At 62.5% G+C, this 20,920-nt stretch carries 19 protein-coding genes; 15 read left to right on the plus strand and 4 right to left on the minus strand.

The genetic code is table 11. The features are described 5' to 3' along the window. Positions 1 to 93 precede the first annotated feature (93 nt). On the plus strand, positions 94 to 1,059 hold the full coding sequence (locus LB577_RS05805) for an ROK family protein (RefSeq protein WP_224686022.1): 966 nt from the start codon (positions 94 to 96) through the stop codon (positions 1,057 to 1,059). A 77-nt stretch (positions 1,060 to 1,136) separates the two neighbouring features. On the opposite strand, the gene LB577_RS05810 is transcribed toward LB577_RS05805, so the two are convergent. Continuing rightward, positions 1,137 to 2,150, minus strand: coding sequence for a LacI family DNA-binding transcriptional regulator (locus LB577_RS05810; protein WP_224685937.1), 1,014 nt, complete (start codon positions 2,148 to 2,150; stop codon positions 1,137 to 1,139). Positions 2,151 to 2,329: 179 nt separating this feature from the next. Here LB577_RS05810 and LB577_RS05815 point away from each other — a divergent pair, with 179 nt between their 5' ends. The 6 genes from LB577_RS05815 (at position 2,330) to fghA (ending at position 7,998) form a co-directional block, all read left to right on the plus strand. Next, a complete protein-coding gene (locus tag LB577_RS05815) occupies positions 2,330 to 3,271 on the plus strand; it encodes a sugar ABC transporter substrate-binding protein (protein ID WP_224685938.1) in 942 nt (313 codons plus the stop codon). A 61-nt stretch (positions 3,272 to 3,332) separates the two neighbouring features. Beyond that, on the plus strand, positions 3,333 to 4,865 hold the full coding sequence (locus LB577_RS05820) for a sugar ABC transporter ATP-binding protein (RefSeq protein ID WP_224685939.1): 1,533 nt from the start codon (positions 3,333 to 3,335) through the stop codon (positions 4,863 to 4,865). Further along, positions 4,862 to 5,857, plus strand: coding sequence for an ABC transporter permease (locus LB577_RS05825; protein ID WP_224685940.1), 996 nt, complete (start codon positions 4,862 to 4,864; stop codon positions 5,855 to 5,857). Before LB577_RS05820 ends, LB577_RS05825 begins: the two co-directional genes overlap by 4 nt. 10 nt (positions 5,858 to 5,867) lie before the next feature. Then, positions 5,868 to 6,704, plus strand: coding sequence for an N-acyl homoserine lactonase family protein (locus LB577_RS05830; RefSeq protein WP_224685941.1), 837 nt, complete (start codon positions 5,868 to 5,870; stop codon positions 6,702 to 6,704). Between the two features lie 6 nt (positions 6,705 to 6,710). Next, positions 6,711 to 6,911, plus strand: coding sequence for an FCD domain-containing protein (locus LB577_RS05835; protein WP_224685942.1), 201 nt, complete (start codon positions 6,711 to 6,713; stop codon positions 6,909 to 6,911). A gap of 241 nt (positions 6,912 to 7,152) precedes the next feature. After that, positions 7,153 to 7,998, plus strand: coding sequence for an S-formylglutathione hydrolase (gene fghA, locus LB577_RS05840; RefSeq protein WP_031249913.1), 846 nt, complete (start codon positions 7,153 to 7,155; stop codon positions 7,996 to 7,998). A gap of 306 nt (positions 7,999 to 8,304) precedes the next feature. Here fghA and LB577_RS05845 read toward each other — a convergent pair whose 3' ends face one another. Next, positions 8,305 to 9,588, minus strand: a complete 1,284-nt coding sequence (locus tag LB577_RS05845; RefSeq protein WP_224685943.1) for an NAD(P)/FAD-dependent oxidoreductase — start codon at positions 9,586 to 9,588, stop codon at positions 8,305 to 8,307. Between the two features lie 366 nt (positions 9,589 to 9,954). Between LB577_RS05845 and LB577_RS05850 the strand changes: the two genes are divergently transcribed. From LB577_RS05850 to LB577_RS05885, 8 genes are all read left to right on the plus strand, one after another. Next, positions 9,955 to 10,728: an SDR family NAD(P)-dependent oxidoreductase gene (locus LB577_RS05850; RefSeq protein ID WP_224685944.1), complete on the plus strand. Its 774-nt coding sequence runs from the start codon at positions 9,955 to 9,957 to the stop codon at positions 10,726 to 10,728. 82 nt (positions 10,729 to 10,810) lie between these two features. Further along, positions 10,811 to 12,133, plus strand: a complete 1,323-nt coding sequence (hisD, locus tag LB577_RS05855) for a histidinol dehydrogenase (protein ID WP_013896992.1) — start codon at positions 10,811 to 10,813, stop codon at positions 12,131 to 12,133. Positions 12,134 to 12,148: 15 nt separating this feature from the next. Continuing rightward, positions 12,149 to 13,210 carry a zinc-dependent alcohol dehydrogenase gene (locus LB577_RS05860; protein WP_224685945.1) on the plus strand — a complete coding sequence of 354 codons (1,062 nt, stop codon included), beginning with the start codon at positions 12,149 to 12,151 and terminating at the stop codon, positions 13,208 to 13,210. Further along, positions 13,207 to 13,938 carry a histidine utilization repressor gene (hutC, locus tag LB577_RS05865; RefSeq protein ID WP_013896990.1) on the plus strand — a complete coding sequence of 244 codons (732 nt, stop codon included), beginning with the start codon at positions 13,207 to 13,209 and terminating at the stop codon, positions 13,936 to 13,938. Before LB577_RS05860 ends, hutC begins: the two co-directional genes overlap by 4 nt. Positions 13,939 to 14,046: 108 nt before the next feature. After that, a complete protein-coding gene (locus LB577_RS05870) occupies positions 14,047 to 15,339 on the plus strand; it encodes a hypothetical protein (protein WP_224685946.1) in 1,293 nt (430 codons plus the stop codon). 250 nt (positions 15,340 to 15,589) lie between these two features. Next, complete coding sequence (locus LB577_RS05875) at positions 15,590 to 16,597, plus strand: ABC transporter substrate-binding protein (protein ID WP_224685947.1); 1,008 nt, start codon at positions 15,590 to 15,592, stop codon at positions 16,595 to 16,597. A 124-nt stretch (positions 16,598 to 16,721) separates the two neighbouring features. Continuing rightward, positions 16,722 to 17,489, plus strand: a complete 768-nt coding sequence (locus LB577_RS05880; RefSeq protein ID WP_224685948.1) for an ABC transporter permease — start codon at positions 16,722 to 16,724, stop codon at positions 17,487 to 17,489. Positions 17,490 to 17,499: 10 nt separating this feature from the next. Further along, positions 17,500 to 18,282, plus strand: a complete 783-nt coding sequence (locus LB577_RS05885) for an ABC transporter ATP-binding protein (RefSeq protein WP_013896986.1) — start codon at positions 17,500 to 17,502, stop codon at positions 18,280 to 18,282. 44 nt (positions 18,283 to 18,326) lie between these two features. On the opposite strand, the gene LB577_RS05890 is transcribed toward LB577_RS05885, so the two are convergent. Beyond that, the gene (locus LB577_RS05890; protein WP_013896985.1) at positions 18,327 to 18,656 is read right to left on the minus strand and encodes a hypothetical protein; all 330 of its coding nucleotides are present in this window, start codon (positions 18,654 to 18,656) and stop codon (positions 18,327 to 18,329) included. A 172-nt stretch (positions 18,657 to 18,828) separates the two neighbouring features. Continuing rightward, complete coding sequence (locus tag LB577_RS05895) at positions 18,829 to 20,721, minus strand: ABC transporter ATP-binding protein (protein ID WP_224685949.1); 1,893 nt, start codon at positions 20,719 to 20,721, stop codon at positions 18,829 to 18,831. Positions 20,722 to 20,920 lie beyond the last annotated feature (199 nt).

Consider the following 20,920-nt stretch of genomic DNA (forward strand, 5'->3'; position numbering starts at 1 on the left):
ACCGCGCTCAATGGCTTGAGAAAGTCGGGGATGGTGATCGAAGCTCCGGCCAGCCGCGATGGGATCAGGGGTATCGGCAGACCAGCGGCGGCCTTGACGCTCAATCCGACAGCGGGCACCTGCGTCGGGATTCACCTGGGTCTTCAGGAGATGCGGCTCATCCTTGCCGATGTCTCACATTCCGTCATTGCCGAACAAACTATCCCCATGGCTCTGGACTACCAGCCGCAACAGGCGGCCCAGATGGCCAAATCGGCAATTGCCCGATCTTACGAGGAAAACGGTCTGCCGGTGGCGGGGCTCCTGGGGGTTGGGGTTTCCGTCTCCGGCCCTGTCAGCCGCGATGGAGTGGTGCTGCGCGCGAGCATCGTTCCAACATGGGCCGGCGTCAACATACGAGATGTGTTCGGGCCTGTCCTGGAGCGGCCGATCTTCGCCGACAACGAAAGCAACTGCTCGGCCATTGCGGAGCTGATGTGGGGTGCGGCCATCGGCCAAGATGATTTCGTGCTGTTCAAGATCGATCTGGGCGTCGGTGGGGCCATTGTCCAGCATGGCCGGCTGGTAACGGGCATCGCCGGCGGCGCCGGCGAATTCGGGCATATCAGCATCGACCCCGGCGGCGATCTTTGCCGGTGCGGCAATCGTGGATGCCTGGAGCTCTACGCGAGTTTTGCTCGGCCACTGGAACAGATTTCGCGCATCGTGCGGCGCCAAGTCACGATGGACGATGTCATCACGATGGCCGAGCAGGGCGACATCAGGGCCTTGCGCATGATCGAGGATACCGCCGAGATCGCCGGCCGGGGTCTCGGCTTGATCGGATCGGTGCTCAATCCGCCGCTTATCATAATCGGGGGGCACATGGCCTTGGCGGGCGACATTCTGTTGACGCCGCTGATCGCGTCCTATGAACGCCACACGCTCATCAAGTCCCGCGATATCGCTCCGGCCCTGCGCACGCGGATCATCGTTGGCAAGCACACCCAGAACGATGCATTGCTGGGCGCGGTCGGCCTCGTGCTGAGACATCAGACGAAGGAACTGTCTCTCGGCTGATCGTCAGTGTCAGTCATCGGCGGCGATACGGAACGACAATCCGCTGGCTGCCCACATCGGAATTGTTCCGGCTCCGATCAATGCGTTGGCGGCTTGAATGGCGAGCAGCTTTCTCCAACCACTAGCGCTGGCTGGAAAACCACGTTGCGGGCAGGTTGGGCGACCTTGCCTTCGATGCGGTCGACCAGCATGCGCAGTGCCTCATTGGTCATGTCGGTAACCGGATGCTCGGTACGGGTAAGGCGCGGCTTCAGCCCGCCTGCTCCTGCGACCGTGTCGGTCGAGGCGATCGAAACGTCCTCGGGGCAGCGCAGCCCGAGATCGGCAACGGCCCGCATGACCCCGATGGCCATGACGCCATTGGCGACGTAGAGGGCGGTTGGCCGGTCCGGCTGTCCGAGCAGATCCCGCGCGACCGAATAGGCGGTGTCTTCGCGGAACTCGCCGGAACGGACATGCCCGGTTTTTGGGGCAAGCCCGCGCGCCGCCATCGCTTCGAGCATGCCTTGCAGCCGGCCGCTACCCGTCGTCAATTGCATGGGTCCGGTGATCGAACCGATATGGCGGTGGCCAAGGTCCAGGAGATAGTTGGTCGCCTGCTTGCCGGCCGACAGATTGTCGATGGTGACGGTGTCGACGCCGGCGTCACCGATCGAACGGCCGAGCAGGACCACCGGCATGCCCTCGAAATCCCGCCGCTGGTAATGGCTTTCGGGTCCCACCGGAACGACCACCGATCCATCGCATCCCAGTGTTCGAATGCGCGAAAGAATGCGTCTTTCGATGTCGGGCTTTTCATCGCTGTTGAACAGCACAAGCGAGTAGCCCCAGGCGGCGACCGCCGCCTCGGCCGCGGTGACGATACGGGCATAGAACGGGTTTGCCAGATCCGCCACGGCAAGCGCGATCAGTTGGCTGCGGCCGCTGCGCAGATTCCGCGCCACCAAGGACGGCGCATAGCGAAGATCGCGCACCGCGGCGAGCACGCGAGCACGCAATTCCGGACTCACATAGGCGGTGTCGTTAACGACCGCGGACACCGTCGCCGTCGACACACCGGCAGCCCTTGCGACGTCTTTTATGGTGGCCATCTGCTCTCGTAGCTAATCGTTTAGCTGAACCTTAATGCGAATCTCTCGCCTATTTTGTGCTTCTTTGCACGAATTTTCTTGCGAAGCTGCCTAAGATGGGAAAATCTGCCGAAACGGTTAGGCGGCCATCAGCTTTGAATCTGAAGGTGCAAGCCCAACCTCACAAGGGAGAGAGAACCATGCAAAACCTGACGTTCGGCGTTTGCGCCGTGGCCCTGGCATTGTCCGGCGCGCAGGCCAGCGCGGCCGACAAGCCGCTGCTCGGTATCGTGTCGATCAGCGCCACGGAAGCCAACAATGTCCGCTATATCCAGGGCGCAACAAAAGCAGCCGACGAACTCGGCTGGAAAGTCACCGTCGTCGACGCGGCGGGCAATGCGGACCAGGCCAACGCAGCCATCCAGAACTTCGCCCAGCTGGGCGCGCATGCAATCGTCGACATGGTGTTCCCGTTCTCGTCGATCGGCGCCGGGCTCGCTGCGGCCGGTTCCGCGAGCATTCCTGTCGTGACCTGGGGCGGCGGGCTGGGTGGCACCGTTGCCGCCACCAACGGCTCGGGCGGCCCGATGGCCATCCCGGTCGTGGACCTGATGCTCAAGAATATGAACGGCAAGGGTTCCATTCTTGCCCTCACCTATCATACGGGGGAGGTTTGCCGGAACCGCGAGCAGGTCATGGATGAAATGGTCGCCAAATACCCCGACATCAAGGTGACCAAAAACGAAGTGCGCATTCCCGGCTACTTTGAAGACGGCGCGCAGTACGCCAATGCATGGCTCGCCTCGCATCCTGCTGGCGCCGAGAACTTGGCGATCTGGGGCTGCTGGGATGATCCGGCGATCGGCGCGATTGGCTCGCTGCGTGCCCAGAACCGCACCGATGTGATGGTGTACGGCATCAACGGAAATGCCCAGGCTCTTGAAAATATCAAGAACGGCTTCATGACCGCAACGGCATGGCAAGACAGCTACACCGAAGGCTATAACATGGCGAAGATGATTGAGGAGATCAGCGCTGCCGGAAAGAACTGGGCTCCCAAGGCCGCCGAAGTGCCGGCGGTGCTGGTGACCAAGGATACGGTGGCGGATTTTCTGACCAAGCATCCCGACGCGATCCAGTAGGCGCAGCCAGCTTTTGACCGATAGGGTACCAGGAGATGCGGCAATGGAGATGGTGGCGCCCATGGCGCCTCCATTTCTTGTCGTGCGCAACATCAGCAAGGCCTTCGGCGGCGCCCAAGCGTTGCGAAACGCCTCCCTCGACATTGTCGCGGGGGAGGTTCACGGGCTGGTCGGCGCCAATGGCGCGGGCAAGTCGACTATGATCAGGATCCTTGCCGGCCTCAACCACCCGGACCGGGGCTCGATCGAGGTCGACGGGCAAACCGTCGGCATCGAGACCGCGCACCGCGCCACGGAATTCGGCATGAGCTTCATTCATCAGGAACTGGCTTTCGTTCCGGGCATGACCGTTCTCCAGAACATCATGCTCGGCGTGCCAAAACGATCGCGCTTCGGCTTGACCGATTGGGCGGCCATCGCCCGCGACGTCGAGCCCATCGCGAGGCGCGTCGGCATCACCGCCTCGCTCAACGCAAATGTGAAAGGGCTGTCGACCGCCGAAAACTGGTTGATCAATATCTGCCGCGCGCTGGTCCGCAAATCGCGACTCATCGTCATGGACGAGCCGACCGCCTCGCTCTCCGCCGCCGAGAGCGAGAAGCTCTTCGTGATCATCAAGGACCTCGCCGCCTCCGGCGTCGCCGTGCTCTACGTCTCGCACCGCCTGGATGAGATCCTGAAACTCTGCGATCGGGTGTCGGTGCTGCGCGACGGCAATTCCGTCGCCGAATTCGCCGGTGCCGGATTGACCAGGAGGGCGCTGGTCAAGGCGATCGTGGGCTCCGCCCATGTCGGCAACGACAGCAGGCCTGAATATGCGCCGCAGAACCATGAGGTCGTTCTGCGCGTCCAGAACCTGACACGCTCGCCCAAGGTGCGTGGCGTAAGTTTCGAACTTCGCCAGGGCGAAGTTCTGGGCATCGGCGGGCTGGTCGGCGCCGGACGTAGCGAACTGGTGCGGCTGATCTATGGTGCCGATCGCGCCGACGCGGGCAGCATGACGCTCAAAGGCAAACCTTTCGCGCCGAAAACGCCACGAGCGGCGGTTGCCGCCGGGCTCGGCCTGGTGCCGGAGGAGCGGCGCACCGAAGGGCTTTTCCTGTCGAAGAGCGTCGCCTTCAATCTTGGTCTGGTCAATCTCGACAAGCTTGTGCTCGGTCGCAGGGTGCCGCTTCTCAGCCGAAAATCGCAGTCCTCGCTCGCCCGCGAGACGATGAAGCTGCTGGCGATCAAGACGGCAGGCATGGACACCCCTGTTGGCCGGCTAAGTGGCGGCAACCAGCAGAAGGTGGTTATCGGCCGCTGGCTGCAGCGCGCGCCGCACATCCTCATTCTCGATGAACCGACCCGCGGGGTCGATATCGGCGCACGCGCGGAGATCCACCGTCAAATCCGCGATCTCGCCGCGGCCGGCATGGCGGTTCTCGTCATCTCGTCCGAACCCGATGAACTGCCGGACCTTTGCGATCGCGTGCTGGTGATGGCGGAAGGCCTTGTCGTTCGCGAACTGAGCGGCGCATCGATGTCGCGCTCCGCTATTGTCGAGGCAAGCTATGGTGAGCGGGAGCCATTGACCAAGGGGATGACCACATGAGCGATGTCTCGACGTACAACAGGCGCCTGACCCCCCGAACCAAGGCTGTGCTCGGAATTTTCGCCCGCTACGCCACCATCCTCGGATTGCTGGCGATGATCGTTGCCTTTTCGATCCTGTCGCCGAAGGCGTTCTCGACCCTAGGCAACTTCACCAACGTCCTCAACCAGGCCTCGCTAGCCATGATCATCGCCGGCGGCCTGACATTGGCGGTCGTCGTCGGCGAGCTCGACCTGTCGATCGGCTTTGCCGCCAGTCTGCACGGCATTCTCGTCACCGGCTTCATCGTCCATGACAAGCTGCCGATCCCTCTGGCCATTTTCATCGTGCTCGCCCTTGGCGCGCTGATCGGCCTGGTCAACGGCTTCATCGTCACCAAGATGAAAGTCAATTCGGTGATCGCGACGCTGGGCGTCGGGACCATCATCACGGGCCTCGCCTTCGCCTACTCCGCCGGGGTGCCCATCGTTGCCGGCGTACCGGAGGCCTTCCTGCAGCTTTCGCTCGGCCGCTGGCTCTTCGGCATCCCCAACAACATCGTCGTCATGGTCTTTGTGCTGGGCATCCTGTGGGTGCTGGTCGAGCGCACCTCCATCGGCCAGGAGATTCAGGCGGTCGGCGGCAACCCTGCCGCGGCGCGCCTTGCCGGTATCAACGTCGATCGCATCAAGACGCTTGGTTTCGTCATTTCCGGCATGTGCGCCTCCCTCACCGGCATTCTCCTGGCCTCGCGGCTGGGCAGCGGTACGACCAGCGCGGCCGATTCCTATCTGCTGACTGCGTTCGCGGCGGTATTTCTCGGTTCGGCGACTTTGCGCGACGGCGAGTTTCATGTCCTCGGGACTTTGGTCGGCGCCCTGATCATTGCTTTCGGCTTCAATGGCCTCAACATTTTCGGTGCCCCGACCTTTTCCCAATACGTGTTCCAGGGCGCCATTTTGATCATCGCGGTCGGGCTTTCCAGCCTTGGCCGCTCACTTGCGGAAAGTTGAGGAGGATCACATGGCTCAGGCCGAGCATTGGCAGATCTATGTCATCGAGTTCGCGCGATCGAAGAACCAGCCATGGGTCGATCTGGTCAACGGGATGTATGATGACGGCCCCACGGACCTGCCCTTTTCCTTTATTCTGGCGCGGCGCGGCGACCGCAACGTGCTGGTCGATACAGGCTTCATGAAGGACGAAACCGGCCCGAATTTCTCCGATAAGTTCGGCATACCCTGGTGGATTTCCCCGGTTCGCATGCTTGCCGAACTGGGGCTGGCGCCGGACGACATCACCGACATCATTGTCAGCCATGCCCATTTCGATCACATGGGCTCCATCGATCAGTTTCCCAAAGCCCGCCTCTATATGCAGAAGCAGGAGTTGCTGTCCTGGCACGAGGCGATGGCGTTGCCGCCGCAATACGGCTTCCTCACCGCCATCATCGATCCCGACGATCTGCGCGCTGCCTTCGATGCCTCGGTGGAACACCGGTTGACGCTGGTCGACGGTGACCGCGACGATCTTCTGCCAGGCATCCATGTGAGGCTGGGGCAGGGCCACACGATGGGCCAGCAGTTCGTCATCGTGGAGACGTCGCGTGGCCGCATCGTACTTTCCGGTGATTGCGTCTACTCGTCCCGCCAACTCACCGGCCACAAGCACGACGGCGTCTATCAGCCGCTCAACAACGCTGTCGGCAGCGTGTGGGACCAGCTCAAGACCATCGACCGCATCAATACCGAGATCGGCGGCAATCTTGACCGGCTGATCATTCTTCACGATTCCGAACGCTGGAAGGGCTTGCCGGTGGTCAAGGAGGTTGAAGGGTTCCGCATCGTCAAGGCGGCTTAGCAGATCGTGCAGGGGTTGAATGTTCGCATCAATCAACTGCGCTCGATGACCATAAGTTCGAGCAATCGCCGGGAACCGGAGATAGCCGAAATGACCGCGATCATGGACGCCATCAAGTCGCGCGACCCCGACAGGGCCGAGGCCGCCGCCCGGCATCATGTCGAACAGGCCTGGTCCATCGCGCAGAAATTGCTGCGCTCGAGATGACCAGCCGTTTGTCATGAGGACCATGCGATAATTTGTCGACACCTAGCCTGTGGACGCCGCGCGATCCGTCGGTCTCGGCGCTTGGGAGCGGCATGCATGCGCCGCCACCGCATGTAGGCTTCGGTTCCCTGGGCTGGAACGGCGCCAAAGCATGATCCAATCCATCAAGGTTGCCGTGATCCCGAGCGATGCCGTAGACAGGCGGCCGTAACGACGTTTTCCAATGGTGGAGAAGAAATACATGTCGGACCAGATGAAGACCATCTCCGTTGCGAAGTCGCACGGCGGTGTGCAGGGCGTCTATTCCCACGCCTCGGATGCCTGCTCCTGCGACATGATTTTTGCCGTCTTCGTGCCGCCCCAGGCCCGTGAAAAGCCTTGCCCCGTCGTATGGTATCTCTCCGGCCTCACCTGTACGCATGCCAATGCGATGGACAAGGGGGAATACAGGCGGATGGCCGCCGAGCTTGGCCTGATCGTCGTCTGTCCCGACACCAGTCCTCGCGGCGCCGACATCCCTGACGAGAAGGACAATTGGCAGTTTGGCTGCGGCGCCGGCTTCTACCTCGATGCAACGCAGGAGCCCTATGCGAAGAACTATCGCATGTACTCCTACATTACCAAGGAGTTGCCGGCCCTGATCGCGCGGGAGTTTCCGACCGACATGAAGCGTCAGGCAATCTTTGGCCACTCGATGGGTGGCCACGGTGCGCTGACGATTGCGCTGAAAAATCCAGGACGCTTCAAAAGCTGTTCGGCGTTTGCGCCGATCGTGCAGCCAGCCACCGCCGGCTGGTCGAGGCCGGCCTTCGAAAAATATCTCGGCGCGGATGAGACATCATGGCGTGGCTACGATGCCACCTCGCTCATCGAGGATGGCCACCGCTTCCCGGAGTTTTTCGTCGATCAAGGAACATCGGACGGATTTCTCAATGACGGGCTGAGGCCCTGGCTTCTGGAAGCGGCCTGCGCGAAGGCCGGCATTGCGCTGACCCTGCGCATGCAAGACGGCTACGATCACTCGTATTTCTTCATCTCGACATTCATGGAAGACCATCTGAGATGGCATGCCCAGAGATTGTCCTAGAGATTATCCCCGAGATTGTTTCGAACGATGGGTCACTCTCTGCTGAACGGGCATCTGGCTCTCCTTTTCGCCAATGCCGAGGGGCAACCTCGGGACCAAGATCGTTGATGGTCATATGATCTTGGTCGCCTGTTGTGATTTTTGTTAATCGGCAAGTGTGCCTATAATTTCGTCGGCCACGCGGTAGCGCTACCGAGCGGAAATGGCTGGCTTCGCGTTCGAATATGAAAAGGGCGCGGACCAAAGACGCCCGCAGTCCGGGGCAGGTCGCGGTCCCGGGCCGTCAGGCCGGACGAACTCTTCGCGTCAGAGGCCGAACCGGTCCTTCAGTCGCCCCGAAAGGATCGCCGCCTTCACGCCGAGCGGCCAGAAGTGGTGAAACCGGATTGGCTTGAGCGGCGATATCGGCATGGGAAACGGCGACGTCTCATCACCTCCTAGCCGCTGCGCCAGGGCAGCGCCCATCGCCGAGGCCATGGCGACGCCACGGCCGTTGTAGCCAAGGCAGATCAGGATGCCGCCCTCCGGCTCGTGAATGTGCAGGAGATGGTCGTTGGTGATCGCGACCCGGCCGTTCCAGCCATGTGTCCAGCGTACCCCGGCAAGCGCCGGCCAGAGCCGCAGCGCATAGTCGGTGAGATAGCGAATGGCGGAGGCATCGCCAATGGGCTTCATCGGTCCCCGGCCGCCCATGAGAAGGCGCCTCTCGGCATCGATGCGGTAGTACACGGTGATGTTGCCGGCTTCGTAAAGCACCGGCCTTTGCGGAAGGATCGCGGCCGCGACCGGCGGCGGAAGCGGTTCGGTCGCCGCGATGGCGCTGAACACAGGAACAAGGGACTGCTCAAGCCCTGGCCACAGGGCGCCTGTATAGCCGTTGGTCGCGATAAGCACCTTCTCGGCGCTGATAGCGCCGTTCGCGGTTTTGAGCATCCATCGTCCAGCCTCCCTCTTCAGCGAGAGAACTTCGCTGCCGCCAAATATCCGCGCACCGGCGCCCTGCGCGGCGGCTGCGAGGCCAAGGCTGTATTTCAACGGATGAAGGTCGCCGCCGCGGGCATCGAACATGCCGGATGTATATCTGTCGGTTCCGGTTCGTGCCGCCATCGCCTGTGCGTCCAGCATGTCGACCGGCATGCCTCGCCGCGCGCATTGGGCGGCCGTGGCCCGTGCGGCGGCTTCCGGCTTCGGCCGGATGGCCGCGCGTATGGTGCCGTTCTGCCGCGCCTCGCAGGCGATCGAGAGGCGGTTGATGAGACCAAAGGTGAAATCCGGCGCGCCATAGGAGAAGTCGATCATCCGCGGCCCCAGTTCCGGGCCGAACATCGCCTCGATCGTGTCGGGATCGTATTTGAGGCCGGGATTGACCTGGCCGCCATTTCTGCCCGAAGCGCCCCAACCCGGCTGCTGAGCCTCGATCACGGCAACGTCGTCGCCGGCTTCCGCCAGATGCAAGGCGGTCGAAAGTCCTGTGAAGCCGCCGCCGACAATGGCGACCCTTGCCCGCTGCGCGCCGGCGAGCGTCGGATAACTACCCGTGCCGCCTGCCGTTTCGCAGTAGAGGCTCCTGGGCGGGCTGCTCTCGGACATATTGCGGGCTCTTATGGGCTTGGTGGTGGCGTGACTGCGCCCGCGAGAAATGGCAGGCCCGCGAAATCGAGCCGGGCGCGAGACAATTCAGCATGGCTTTCGGGAAATCACAACAGTTGCGAGAGCGCTGCCATGAAGTGGTCGTTCTCCGACGGAGAGCCGATGCTGACACGCACATATGTGTCGTCATCGGCGGGTTCTCAAAAGCCAGATTTCGCTGCATCCTCTCCCCGGGCAAGCCGGTCGCCCTGCGGAGTGCACTGGTGGACGACGCCACAAATAGCCTAGCCGAAATGATTTGTATATGCTTGTATATGTAACCTAAGGCCTGTTAGCTTCGAAGCCGAGGCTGCCCAGGAGGATCACATGCGCAATGCTTCTCTCTTCGACCTCGCCGGCAGGAAAGCGCTTGTCACCGGTGCCAGCCGCGGTATCGGGCGCAGCATCGCCGAGGCGTTGAGCGCGGCCGGCGCCGACGTCGCGGTCACGGCGCGCAGCCTGGCCTCCCTCGATGAGACGATTGCGGCCATCCGCGCGGCCGGCGGCGTTGCGCATGCCGTCGCCCTCGATGTCACCGACGTCGGCCGCTGCCGGGCGGCCACTGCCGAGGCTGCTAGCCTGCTGGGCGGTCTCGACATCCTCGTCAACAATGCCGGGATGGAAGAAGTGCGGCCCTCGCTCGATGTCGACGAGGCGCTCTGGGACCGGATCGTCGACACCAATCTCAAAGGAGCCTTCTTCTGCGCCCAGGCAGCGGCGCGGCAGATGCGCGACGCCGGACGGCCCGGCGCCATCATCAATCTATGCTCGCTGACATCCGAAGTCGGCATTCCGACCGCGGTCCCGTACGGCTCGTCCAAGTCGGGCCTGCTCGGCATGACGCGGGCGCTGGCAGCGGAGTGGGCGGATCTGGGCATCAGGGTCAATGCCATCGCCCCGGGCTACTTCAGGACGGCGATGACGGACGTGTTCTACAGCAGCGAGGCGTGGCAGCAGTCGATGTTGGCCAAGATCCCGCAGCATCGTTTCGGCGATCTGCGCGACCTGCACGGCGTAGCCGTGTTCCTTGCCTCGGATGCTGCAGCCTACATCACCGGCCAATCCATTCCGGTGGATGGCGGCTTCCTGGCATCGATCTGAGGCAGCCCGCTATAGGTTCGAAATCAAAGTTTTCCGCAATGTGACCGGCCGGTACGTTGCGTTCCAACAGAAGGAAATTTCCATGTCCGACGTCAGCTTCCACGATCTGTCATCGCTCGATGCTACCCAGCGGGCCGGCCTTCTGAAACGCGCCGAGGGCGATCTGTCGGTCTTCGTCGAAAAGGTCCGCCCGATCATCCAGGCCGTCAAGGACGAGGGCGACGCCGCTTTGATCCGCTTCGCCAGGGAACTCGACAAGGCCGATGTGGCCGAAGGCGGACTGAAGGTGTCGGAGGCCGAGTTCGACGCGGCATTCGACAAGGTCGAGAAGGATGTCGTGGAAAGCATCGGCTTCGGCATCGACAACATCAGGCGCTTCCATGAAGAGCAGAAGCCGGAAACGATGTGGCTCAAGGAAGTCCGGCCGGGCGCCTATGCCGGCGACCGGTACACGCCGATCGCCTCCGTGGCGCTTTACGTGCCGCGCGGCAAGGGTGCATTTCCCTCGGTGACGATGATGACATCGGTACCGGCTGTCATCGCCGGCGTGCCGCGGATCGCGATCGTGACGCCGCCGACATCGGATGGTTCGGTGGACGCTGCGACCTTGGTCGCCGCTCGCCTCGCCGGGGTGAGTACCGTCTACAAATGCGGCGGCGCGCAAGCGGTCGCCGCCGTCGCCTACGGCACCGAGACCGTGCAGCCGGCACTCAAGATCGTCGGCCCCGGCAGCCCCTGGGTGGTGGCGGCCAAGAGCGTGCTGTCCTCGATCATCAACACCGGCCTGCCCGCCGGCCCGTCGGAAGCGATCATCTTTGCCGACGACAGCGTCGACGGTGGCCTTGCCGCGCTCGATCTTTTGATCGAGGCCGAGCATGGCCCGGATTCCTCGGCCTATCTGGTGACCCACAGCCGCAAGGTCGCCGAGGCAGCGCTTGCGGCACTTCCTGAACATTGGTCGCGGATGACCGAACAGCGCGTCGAATTCTCGCGCGCGGTGCTGACCGGAAAGCGTGGCGGCATCGTGCTGACCGCGTCGCTGGAAGACAGCTACCGTTTCATCAACGACTATGCGCCCGAACATCTGGAAATCTTGTCGAAGGAGCCGTTCGCGCATCTCGGGCACATCACCGAGGCAGCTGAAATCCTCATGGGACCGCATACGCCGGTGACGCTTGCCAATTTCGTCCTCGGGCCGAACGCGGTGCTGCCGACCAGCCGCTGGGCGCGAACCTATGGGCCGCTCTCGGTGACGGATTTCGTCAAACGCTCGTCGGTTGGCTATGTCACCTCGGCCGCCTATCCGGAACTGGCGCGGCACGCCCGCAGACTCGCCCGCTACGAGGGTTTCAGCTCGCATGAAAACGCGGTCTCGGAGATCCGCGACCGCTACCTCGCCGGCTGAACGGAGGCGATCGCGATGAGGGCGGCACGACTTTATGGCCCCGGTGATCTGCGCGTGGAAGATATCGCCACGCCAGGGATACCGGATGCGGGCTGGGTGAAGCTCAGGGTCGATGCCGCCGGCATCTGCGGTTCGGACCTGCACAATTTCCGCACCGGGCAGTGGATAAGCCGCTCGCCATCGACGGCCGGCCATGAACTGACCGGCACGGTGATCGCCATCGGCGAGGGCGTCGATACCGTCGCCGTTGGCGACAGGGTGGTTGCCGATTCCCGGTTCTGGTGCGGGGACTGCGCGCAATGCCGCGCCGGCAGGCGGCATCTCTGCGGGTCGCTGGGTTTCGTCGGAGAAATCTGCGACGGCGGCTTTGCCGAACAGGCCATGTTGCCCGCACGTCTGCTGCATGTCATCGATGCCGACCTTGACGAGCGGGTTGCCGCGATGGCCGAGCCGCTTGCGGTGGCGCTGCACGCGGTGCGGCGCCTGCCAAAGACGACGGGCTCGGTGCTTGTTGTCGGCTGCGGGCCGATTGGCGGTCTTGCCGCGCTGCTGCTGTCGCAAACCTTCGCCGGCACGGTGCTGGTCGCCGACCGCAACCAGGCCCGCTGCGCCCGTGTGGCCCAGGTGACTGGAGCCACGATTGTCGATCTCGACCGCGATGCCATTGCCGCGGCAACCGCCAACGCCCCGCTGCTGGCGGCCGTCGAGGCGACCGGCAGTGTCGCCGCGTTCAACCAGTTGCTCGGCGTGCTCGATTCCGGCAGCGCGGCGGCGATGGTCGGTATCTTCCATGGTCGTCTCGACATCGACCCCAACCTTCTGGTCGAACGCGAGATCGCGTTGCTGGGATGCCATGCCTTCGCCGACGAACTGCCCGACGCGGTGCGGATGCTGGGTGAACTCAGCGAACCGCTGCTCGCCCTGATCGATCGCGAGATCGGCCTGGACGAGGTTCCGGCTGCGTATGAGCGGCTGTTGGCGGGGCGCAGCGATGGCTTGAAAACGATCATCCGCATGCGGCAACCTGTTGAGCCCGCTTTGATTTCCGATAGATTGGCGGAAAGGATTTTGACATGATCGATTTGCCCGATACGGCGAGCCCGCTCTACGAGAAGGTGAAGGATTATATCCTGACCAACATCGGAACGGGCCGGTGGGGCAAAGATCGCAAGCTGCCGTCCGAGAATGAGTTGGTGGTTTCGCTTGGTGTGTCGCGAATGACGGTTCACCGGGCCTTGCGGGAGCTGACCGCAGCGGGATTCCTGATCCGATTGCAAGGTGTCGGCACGTTCATCGCGCCGCCTAGGCCGCAGTCGACGCTGATCGAGATCAACAACATCGCGGCAGAGATCGTCGAGCGCGGCAACAGGCATCGCTCCGAGGTTCTCGTCCTCGAAACGATCATGCCGTCGAAGGAGCTCGCGCTGTCGTTCGAGTTTCCAAAGCGGGTCTCGATCTATCATTCGGTGGTCGTCAATTTCGAGAACGACCTGCCGGTTCAATTGGAAGAGCGCTTCGTCAATCCGAGCCTGATCCCAGACTACGACAAGCAGGATTTCACCAAGACGGCGACCTATGACTACCTCATGCAGAAGACCCCGGTGACCGAGGTCGAGCACATCATCTCCGCGATTCCGGCCGACAAGGAGACGGCGCGGCATCTGGGCATCGATGTCGGCAGCTGTTGCCTTCTCCTGCACCGCCGCACGTGGACGGGCGCGGTCGTCGCCACGATCAGCAAGCTCACCTACGCCGGCAGCCGCTATTCGCTCGGCAGCCGCTATTCCCCCTCCAGAACCAACTGACGTCAACGAGAAAGCACAAGCCGCGGAGCGTTCGCTGCAAATGTATATACATGTATTGATAAAGGTGGCTTTGCCTCTGGTGGACGGCCTGGCTGGAAGGGACGGCGGATGACGCAGCCACAGAGCCGCACGGCGCGAATCCGGGCTCTCGCGCAGCATGATGTCGCGGCGGCGCAGCAAGCGCTTTCGGCATTGCTGGGCGATCTGTTCGGGATGAACCCCGGCAATGTCCGCATAAACGTGGACAAATACAGCCTCAATTCTTTGAACGGTTTCTTCGATAGCGACGGCGAGGCCTACTTCTTCAAGTTCCATCAGGAGGAGCGGGAGGAAGGCATGACCGGTGAGTACTACCGGGCCGAGATCCTGTCGCGCGCCGGCCTGCCGGTCGACCAGCCCGTCCATATGTCGGCCCAGCCGGGCGAACAGATCCTTGTCTATCGCCGCCGCATGGATCCGAGATTTTCGGACGTGCTGTTCGCGCTGGATGCCGAAGATGATCCCGAGAAAAGGCGACAGGCGGCCCTTGCCGAGCGCGACCTGTCCGCAAGGTTGCTCGAGGTCTATCTTGAGACGCTGCATCCTGTGACCGTCGCGGAGGTGGCGGCGGAGCCGATCCATCGGCTGTTTTATGAGCGGCTGATCGATCCGGATACACGCGCATCGCCAGGCGGCCGGCTGGCCGATTTCTATGTCGGCAAGTCGTTTGCCTTTCCCGGCGCGGAACTCGACTGGGACCGGTTTTCGCGGCTGAAGTTCGTCATCAACGGCCAGCTTTACACCAAGGGCATCGGTGAGCTTTTCGATGCCGCGACCGCGCGCTTGCGGCCGGATCGGCTTGCCGATGCCGGCGGCGTGGTCGCGCATGGCGACGCCCACAACGCCAATGTCTGGTACACCGAGAACGCGGGGAGGGCGGCACTGTCCTTCTTCGATCCCGCCTTTGCCGGCTCGCATATCCCGACGCTGCTGGCGGAGGTGAAAGCGACGTTCCACAACATCTTCGCCCATCCGTTCTGGCTCTACGATCCGGCCATCGCGACCGAGGCTTTTCGCGCGCAGGCGCGGCTGGACGGGAACCTGCTCCATGTCGACACGGACTGGGACCTGAGCCCCGTCCGCCGCGACTTGCTGGAGGTCAAGGCGACCGCGCTGTGGCGGCCATTGCTGCTGGAGCTTGAGCGGCGCGGCATGCTCCCTGCGGATTGGCGATCGGTGCTGCGCTCAGGGCTCTTCCTGTCGCCAACCCTGGTCATGAACCTGCGGGCCGGTGCGCGCAGTCACACGCCGGTCTCCTCCCTCATTGCCTTTTCGGTTGCGGTCATGGTCGGCAGCGAGCCTGACACCGGAGCCGATCGGGTGAGCGATTTCCTCGACCGGATCGATCCAGAAAGAGCATGATTGATGGCTGCGGGGGATGCGGGGGGAAGGCTTGCCCATGGTGGAAAATTGACTCATTCCAACTTGTATATGCATGTATGTATTTTAGCCTTGACATCCGCCGCCGCTGACGCTGAAATATCCTCGCACTTCACCATGAAGTGGCGGGCAAGACGCCGAGGCACAGTGCCGCAAGAGCAGACCCCGCAGTCTCACCAGACCGGACGCCTGGGTAAAAGAGCGGTCTGATCATCAAGGGGAACTAGAGACGATGCATAAGCTAGCAGGACAATTTCGCGCGCTCGTGACGGCCGCCGCCATCGGGCTCGCTGCCGCCCCGGCAGCCCACGCGGCCGATGCGGCCATTCCCACGACGCCCGAGGCCGGATCGTTCAAGATCGGCATCGAGCCTTGGCTCGGCTACGGCCAGTGGCACGTCGCCGACGCCAAGGGCCTGTTCAAGGCAAACGGACTGTCGGACGTCCAGATCGTCAACTTCGCCGAGGACAAGGATATCAATGCCGCGCTTGCCAGCGGCCAGCTCGACGCCGCCAACATCGCCACCCACACGGCGATGGGCATGGTTGCCGCCGGCCTGCCGGTGAAGATCGTTTTGCTGCTCGATGTCTCGATGACGGCCGACGCCATCATCGCCGGCAAAGACGTCACCTCCATCGCCGACCTCAAAGGCAAGCAGGTCGCTTTCGAAGAAGGCACGACGAGCGACATCCTGCTCAAATACGCGCTCTCCAGGAACGGCATGTCAGTCGCCGATATCCAGCCGGTTCCAATGCCCGCCGCCGATGCCGGTGGTGCCTTGATTGCGGGCCAGGTACCGGTCGCGGTCACTTACGAGCCGTATCTCACTGTGGCCATGGCGCAGAACAAGGACGTCAAGCTCCTGTTCACCGCCGGCGAGGATCCCGGCCTGATCAGCGACGTGCTGGTGGTGCGCGACGAGGTGGTCAAGTCACGGCCCGGCCAGGTGCTGGCCATGATCAAAACCTGGGATGCGGCACTGAAGGACTACAAGGCCGACACGCCTGGTGGCCGCGCCATCATCGCCAAGGCCGTCGGTTCGGACGTCAAGGATCTCAACACCGCCTTTGATGGCGTGCGCTACTATTCGCTCGCCGAAAACAAGACGGCGCTCACCGGCGACTTCACCACCAAGACATTCGCCGATGTCGAGGCGGCGGCCAAGAACGCCAAGCTGCTGCAGGCCGACGTGACGCCGGAGCAGATGATCGACCCGTCCTTCGTCAAGGCGGCGGAATGACGACGGCCGGATCGCGGTGGTGACGCAGATGTCCGCAGAGCCCTCCGCGAAAACGGCCCCGGCTCGCTCCGCACCGGGATCGGTCACGAAACAGGCAAGGCGCCGTCGATCCTCCGGGATCGGCGTGCCGATCGCCAGGTCGCGTTTCCTGACGATCGCCGTAGCCGTCTTTGTCGGGCTTGGCCTTGCCTGGTGGGCGGCGACCGGACTGGGATGGGTAAAGCCCATCTTCCTGCCGTCGCCGGGCAGTGTCGCGACCCAGATAGCCAAGCTCGCGACCGAGGGTACGTTGTGGCTGGATCTCAGGGCCTCGATGTACCGCATTTCCATCGGTTTCCTCATCGCCTCGGCACTGTCCATACCGATCGGCGTGCTGATCGGCAGTTTCCGCTCATGGGAAGCGGCCATCGAGCCGCTGGTGGATTTCATCCGCTACATGCCGGTCGTCGCTTTCGTGCCGCTTTCCATCCTGTGGGCGGGTACCGGCGATACGCAGAAATTCCTGATCATCTTCATCGGCACCTTCTTCCAGCAGGTGCTGATGATCATGGACAATGTGAAGCGGGTGCCAGCCGATTTCATCGGCCTCGGCCGCACGCTCGGCCTGCCGGACCGCAAGATCCTGACGCGCATCGTCGTTCCCAGTGCCTTGCCCGGCATCTGGGACACGCTGCGCATCAGCCTGGGCTGGGCATGGACCTGGCTGGTGCTGGCTGAACTCGTCGCGGCGACATCTGGCCTCGGCTATCGCATCACCGTGTCGCAGCGCTATTTCCAGACAAACACCATCATCGGCTACATCCTGCTGCTCGGCGTGCTCGGCCTCATCACCGACCAGGTCATGAAGGCACTGGAAAAGGTGCTGTTCAGGCAGGATGGCCACTCGCAATGAGGAACGGCCGATGAACCCTCCCAAATTGCGCATCGCGGGTCTCCACAAGAGCTTCGGCACGGGAGAGCGGCGCACCGAGGTGCTGCGCGACATCAACCTCGATCTTGCCGACAACGAATTCGTTTCTCTCGTCGGCACATCGGGCTGCGGCAAGAGCACACTGCTGTCGATCGTGGCCGGACTGCAGGACTTCGACGCCGGTGATCTCAGTATCGATGGCGCACCGATCCTGCAGCCGGGTCTCGATCGTGGCGTCGTCTTCCAGTCCTACACGCTGCTTCCGTGGCTGACGGCGCGGCAGAACATCGAGTTTGCCCTCAAGGCCGCCGGTTATGATCGCGCGGCCTGCCGCGAGATCGCGCTCGAGCATCTCAATCTGGTCAAGCTGTCGGACAGCGCCGAGCGTTATCCATCGGAGCTCTCGGGCGGCATGAAGCAGCGCGTCGCCATTGCGCGCGCGCTTTCCTATCGGCCCAAGATGCTTTTGATGGACGAGCCCTTTGGCGCGTTGGACGCCTTGACCCGGCACCAGATGCAGGAACTGCTGACCCAGATATGGGAGGAGCATCGGCTCACCGTGCTCTTCGTCACGCATGACGTCGAGGAGGCCGTCTATCTGTCGGACCGCATCGTCGTCATGGGGATCGGCCCGGGACGCATCATGCAGACCTTCAACGTCGACATCGAGCGTCCGCGCCGGGAAGAGGTGATGGAAACTCCGGCTTTCATGGATTTGCAGCGCGGCGTGCACAAGGCGATCCGCGAGGCGTCAAGACGTCCCGAAATGGCGTAGCATCCGCGCGCTCACACTTTGCCGATCCGCTCAGCGGTCAGGACTCAAGGACCATGGGGACTGCATATGCCGAGCGTCCATGCAATGGTTCCGCAGAAGCCGCCGACATACCCACGATAGCTGCCGTAGCCATTGTAGTAGCTGTCCATCCCGCCATTGACGCCGGCCGAGTTGTCGCCAGTCAAACCGTCGCCAACCACCACATATTCGTGGTGAACGGCATGCCGATACCTGTCACCATGATGAGTTGTGGTGTGGACAAAATGGTGCCTGACCGCATGGTGCCTGACCGCGGCATCGGCGATGGAACTGAATGAAATCGCGCTCGCGGCCGCCAATATGATGACACCGGTGGACATCATCTGCCGTTTCATGAGGATGCCTCCTGTTCATGCGAGACATGCATGACCAGAAAACGGCCTCCGCACCCGATGCGTTCCTTCACAAAATCGGGACAGGGATTCGCCGGATGCATTGTGTCCCTGGGCAACCGCTGACAGCGATCATCCCGCTGCTCTCCATTCCTGTCCGGTTCTGCCGCAACCCTCACGTCGCTTTGCCGACAGCCGCGTCCATTCTCATTTCCTCCTCGGAAATGTCGTCGAACGAAGCGTAGTTCATGTTGTAAAGGCGGGCGTAGAGGCCTTTCTTCCGCATCAGCTGTTCGTGGTTGCCGCTTTCGACGATCTCGCCATTCTGCAGGACGATGATGCGGTCGGCGCCGCGTATGGTGGCCAGACGGTGGGCGATGACCAGCCCGGTGCGGCCCTCCAGCAATTTGATCAACGCCTTCTGGATCAGCATCTCGGTGTAGGAATCGATGCTGGCCGTGGCCTCGTCGAGCACCAGGATCTTGGCGTCGGCCACCAGCGCGCGTGCAAAACTGATCAGCTGGCGCTGGCCGAGCGAGAGATTGCCGCCGCGCTGCTCGAGCTCGGTGTCGTAGCCATTGGGCAGGTGCTCGATGAAGTCGTGCGCGCCCACGGCTTGTGCCGCGCGCACCACTTCCTCGCGGGTCGCGCCGGTCTTGTGATAGCGGATGTTCTCCAGCACCGTGCCGGAAAACAGGAACGGCTCCTGCAGCACCATGGCCACCTGGTCTCCGAGCGAATCCTGCGTCAGGTCGCGCACATCATGGCCGCCGACCAGGACCTCACCCGACCAGACATCGTAGAAACGGTGCACCAGCGCCATGGAACTCGACTTGCCCGACCCGGTCGGGCCGACAAGGGCGACGGTCTCACCCGGATTGACGCGGAAAGAGATGTTCTTCAGCACCGGCTGGTTTTGCCTGTAGCCGAAGGTGACGTTCCTGAACTCGACCGAGCCGTCCATGTCGCGCGACAGCGTCACGGCATTCTCCTTGTCGCTGACATCCACCGGTACGTCTAGCACTTCGGAGATGCGCTGGCCCGAAGCCATGGCGCGCTGCATGACGCTGTACTGCATGGTGAGCGAGCGGATCGGGTCGAAGAAACGCTGGATGTAGAACAGGAACGCCACCATGACGCCGACATCGAGGCTGTGCGACAGCACCATCGAACCGCCGACGACGATGACCGTCGCCATGGCGATGCCGGTCAGCGTGTCGACGATCGGCACCATCACCTGCGCGTATTTGGCCGACCGCAGGTGGGCATTGAGATTGGCCAGCACCTTCTCGTCGTAGAGGTCGAAATTGACATGCTGGCGCTCGAGGCTCTGCACGGTGCGCACGCCATGGATGCCTTCTGCGAGCGCCCCGTTGGCGATCGAGTTGGTCTCGTGCGCCGCCATGAAGGCGACCTTGGCGCGCGGCAGCCAGAACAGGCGCACGATGAACAGCACCGGCATGGTCGATAGCGTCAAAAGCCCGAGCCGGAAGTCGAGCCACAAAAGCACGCAGACGATACCGAACAAGAGCACGATGTCGCCCACCGACATCACGGATGTTTCGAGGAACTCCTGCATCGAATTGACGTCGCCCTGCAGGCGCGACATCAGGCGGCCGACCTCGGTCTTGTCCATGAAGCTCAGCGAGACGCGCTGCAGGTGGCTGAACATGGCGCGGCGCAAATCGGACAGCACGTTCTCGGCCACCTTGCCGACGACGCTTTCCTGCACATGGCTGGCGGCATAGTTGATGAGGATGATCACCGCGAAGACACCTGTCGCCGAGATCATCACCGAGTGGTCGAGCCTGCCCGCGGCCATGCCATGATCGATGGCGTAGCGGATGACCAGCGGGATCGCGAGCTGCGTCAGCGTGAACACCAGCACAGCGGCGACCGAGATGAAAATCCGGCCCCGATACGGCCTGACGAAGCTCCAGATGCGCCTGATGATGCGCGGATCGTAAGCCTTGCCGAAAACCTCTTCCTCGTCGCGATGCGACCCGACGACGGCCTTGGTCGGCCGCCCGCTGGTGTCTTCCTTCTCATCGTCGATGTCTGTCGACATCAGATTCCCTTATAAGCATACATGTATATTAGAAAAAAAGTCGTTGTTATCATGCCCGCCGTCGCCGTAACATAAAAACAAACTGCCAACCAAAATCTGATCGGGTGCATTTCCTTCATGTATACTCTGCCGCGCGCGGTGAATATACCCGACAACAGCGCGGGATAAACTACGGATATACAAAACCTTATAAGCCATA

The organism is Mesorhizobium sp. B283B1A, from assembly GCF_020165735.1.
Taxonomy (GTDB): Bacteria; Pseudomonadota; Alphaproteobacteria; order Rhizobiales; family Rhizobiaceae; genus Mesorhizobium; species Mesorhizobium opportunistum.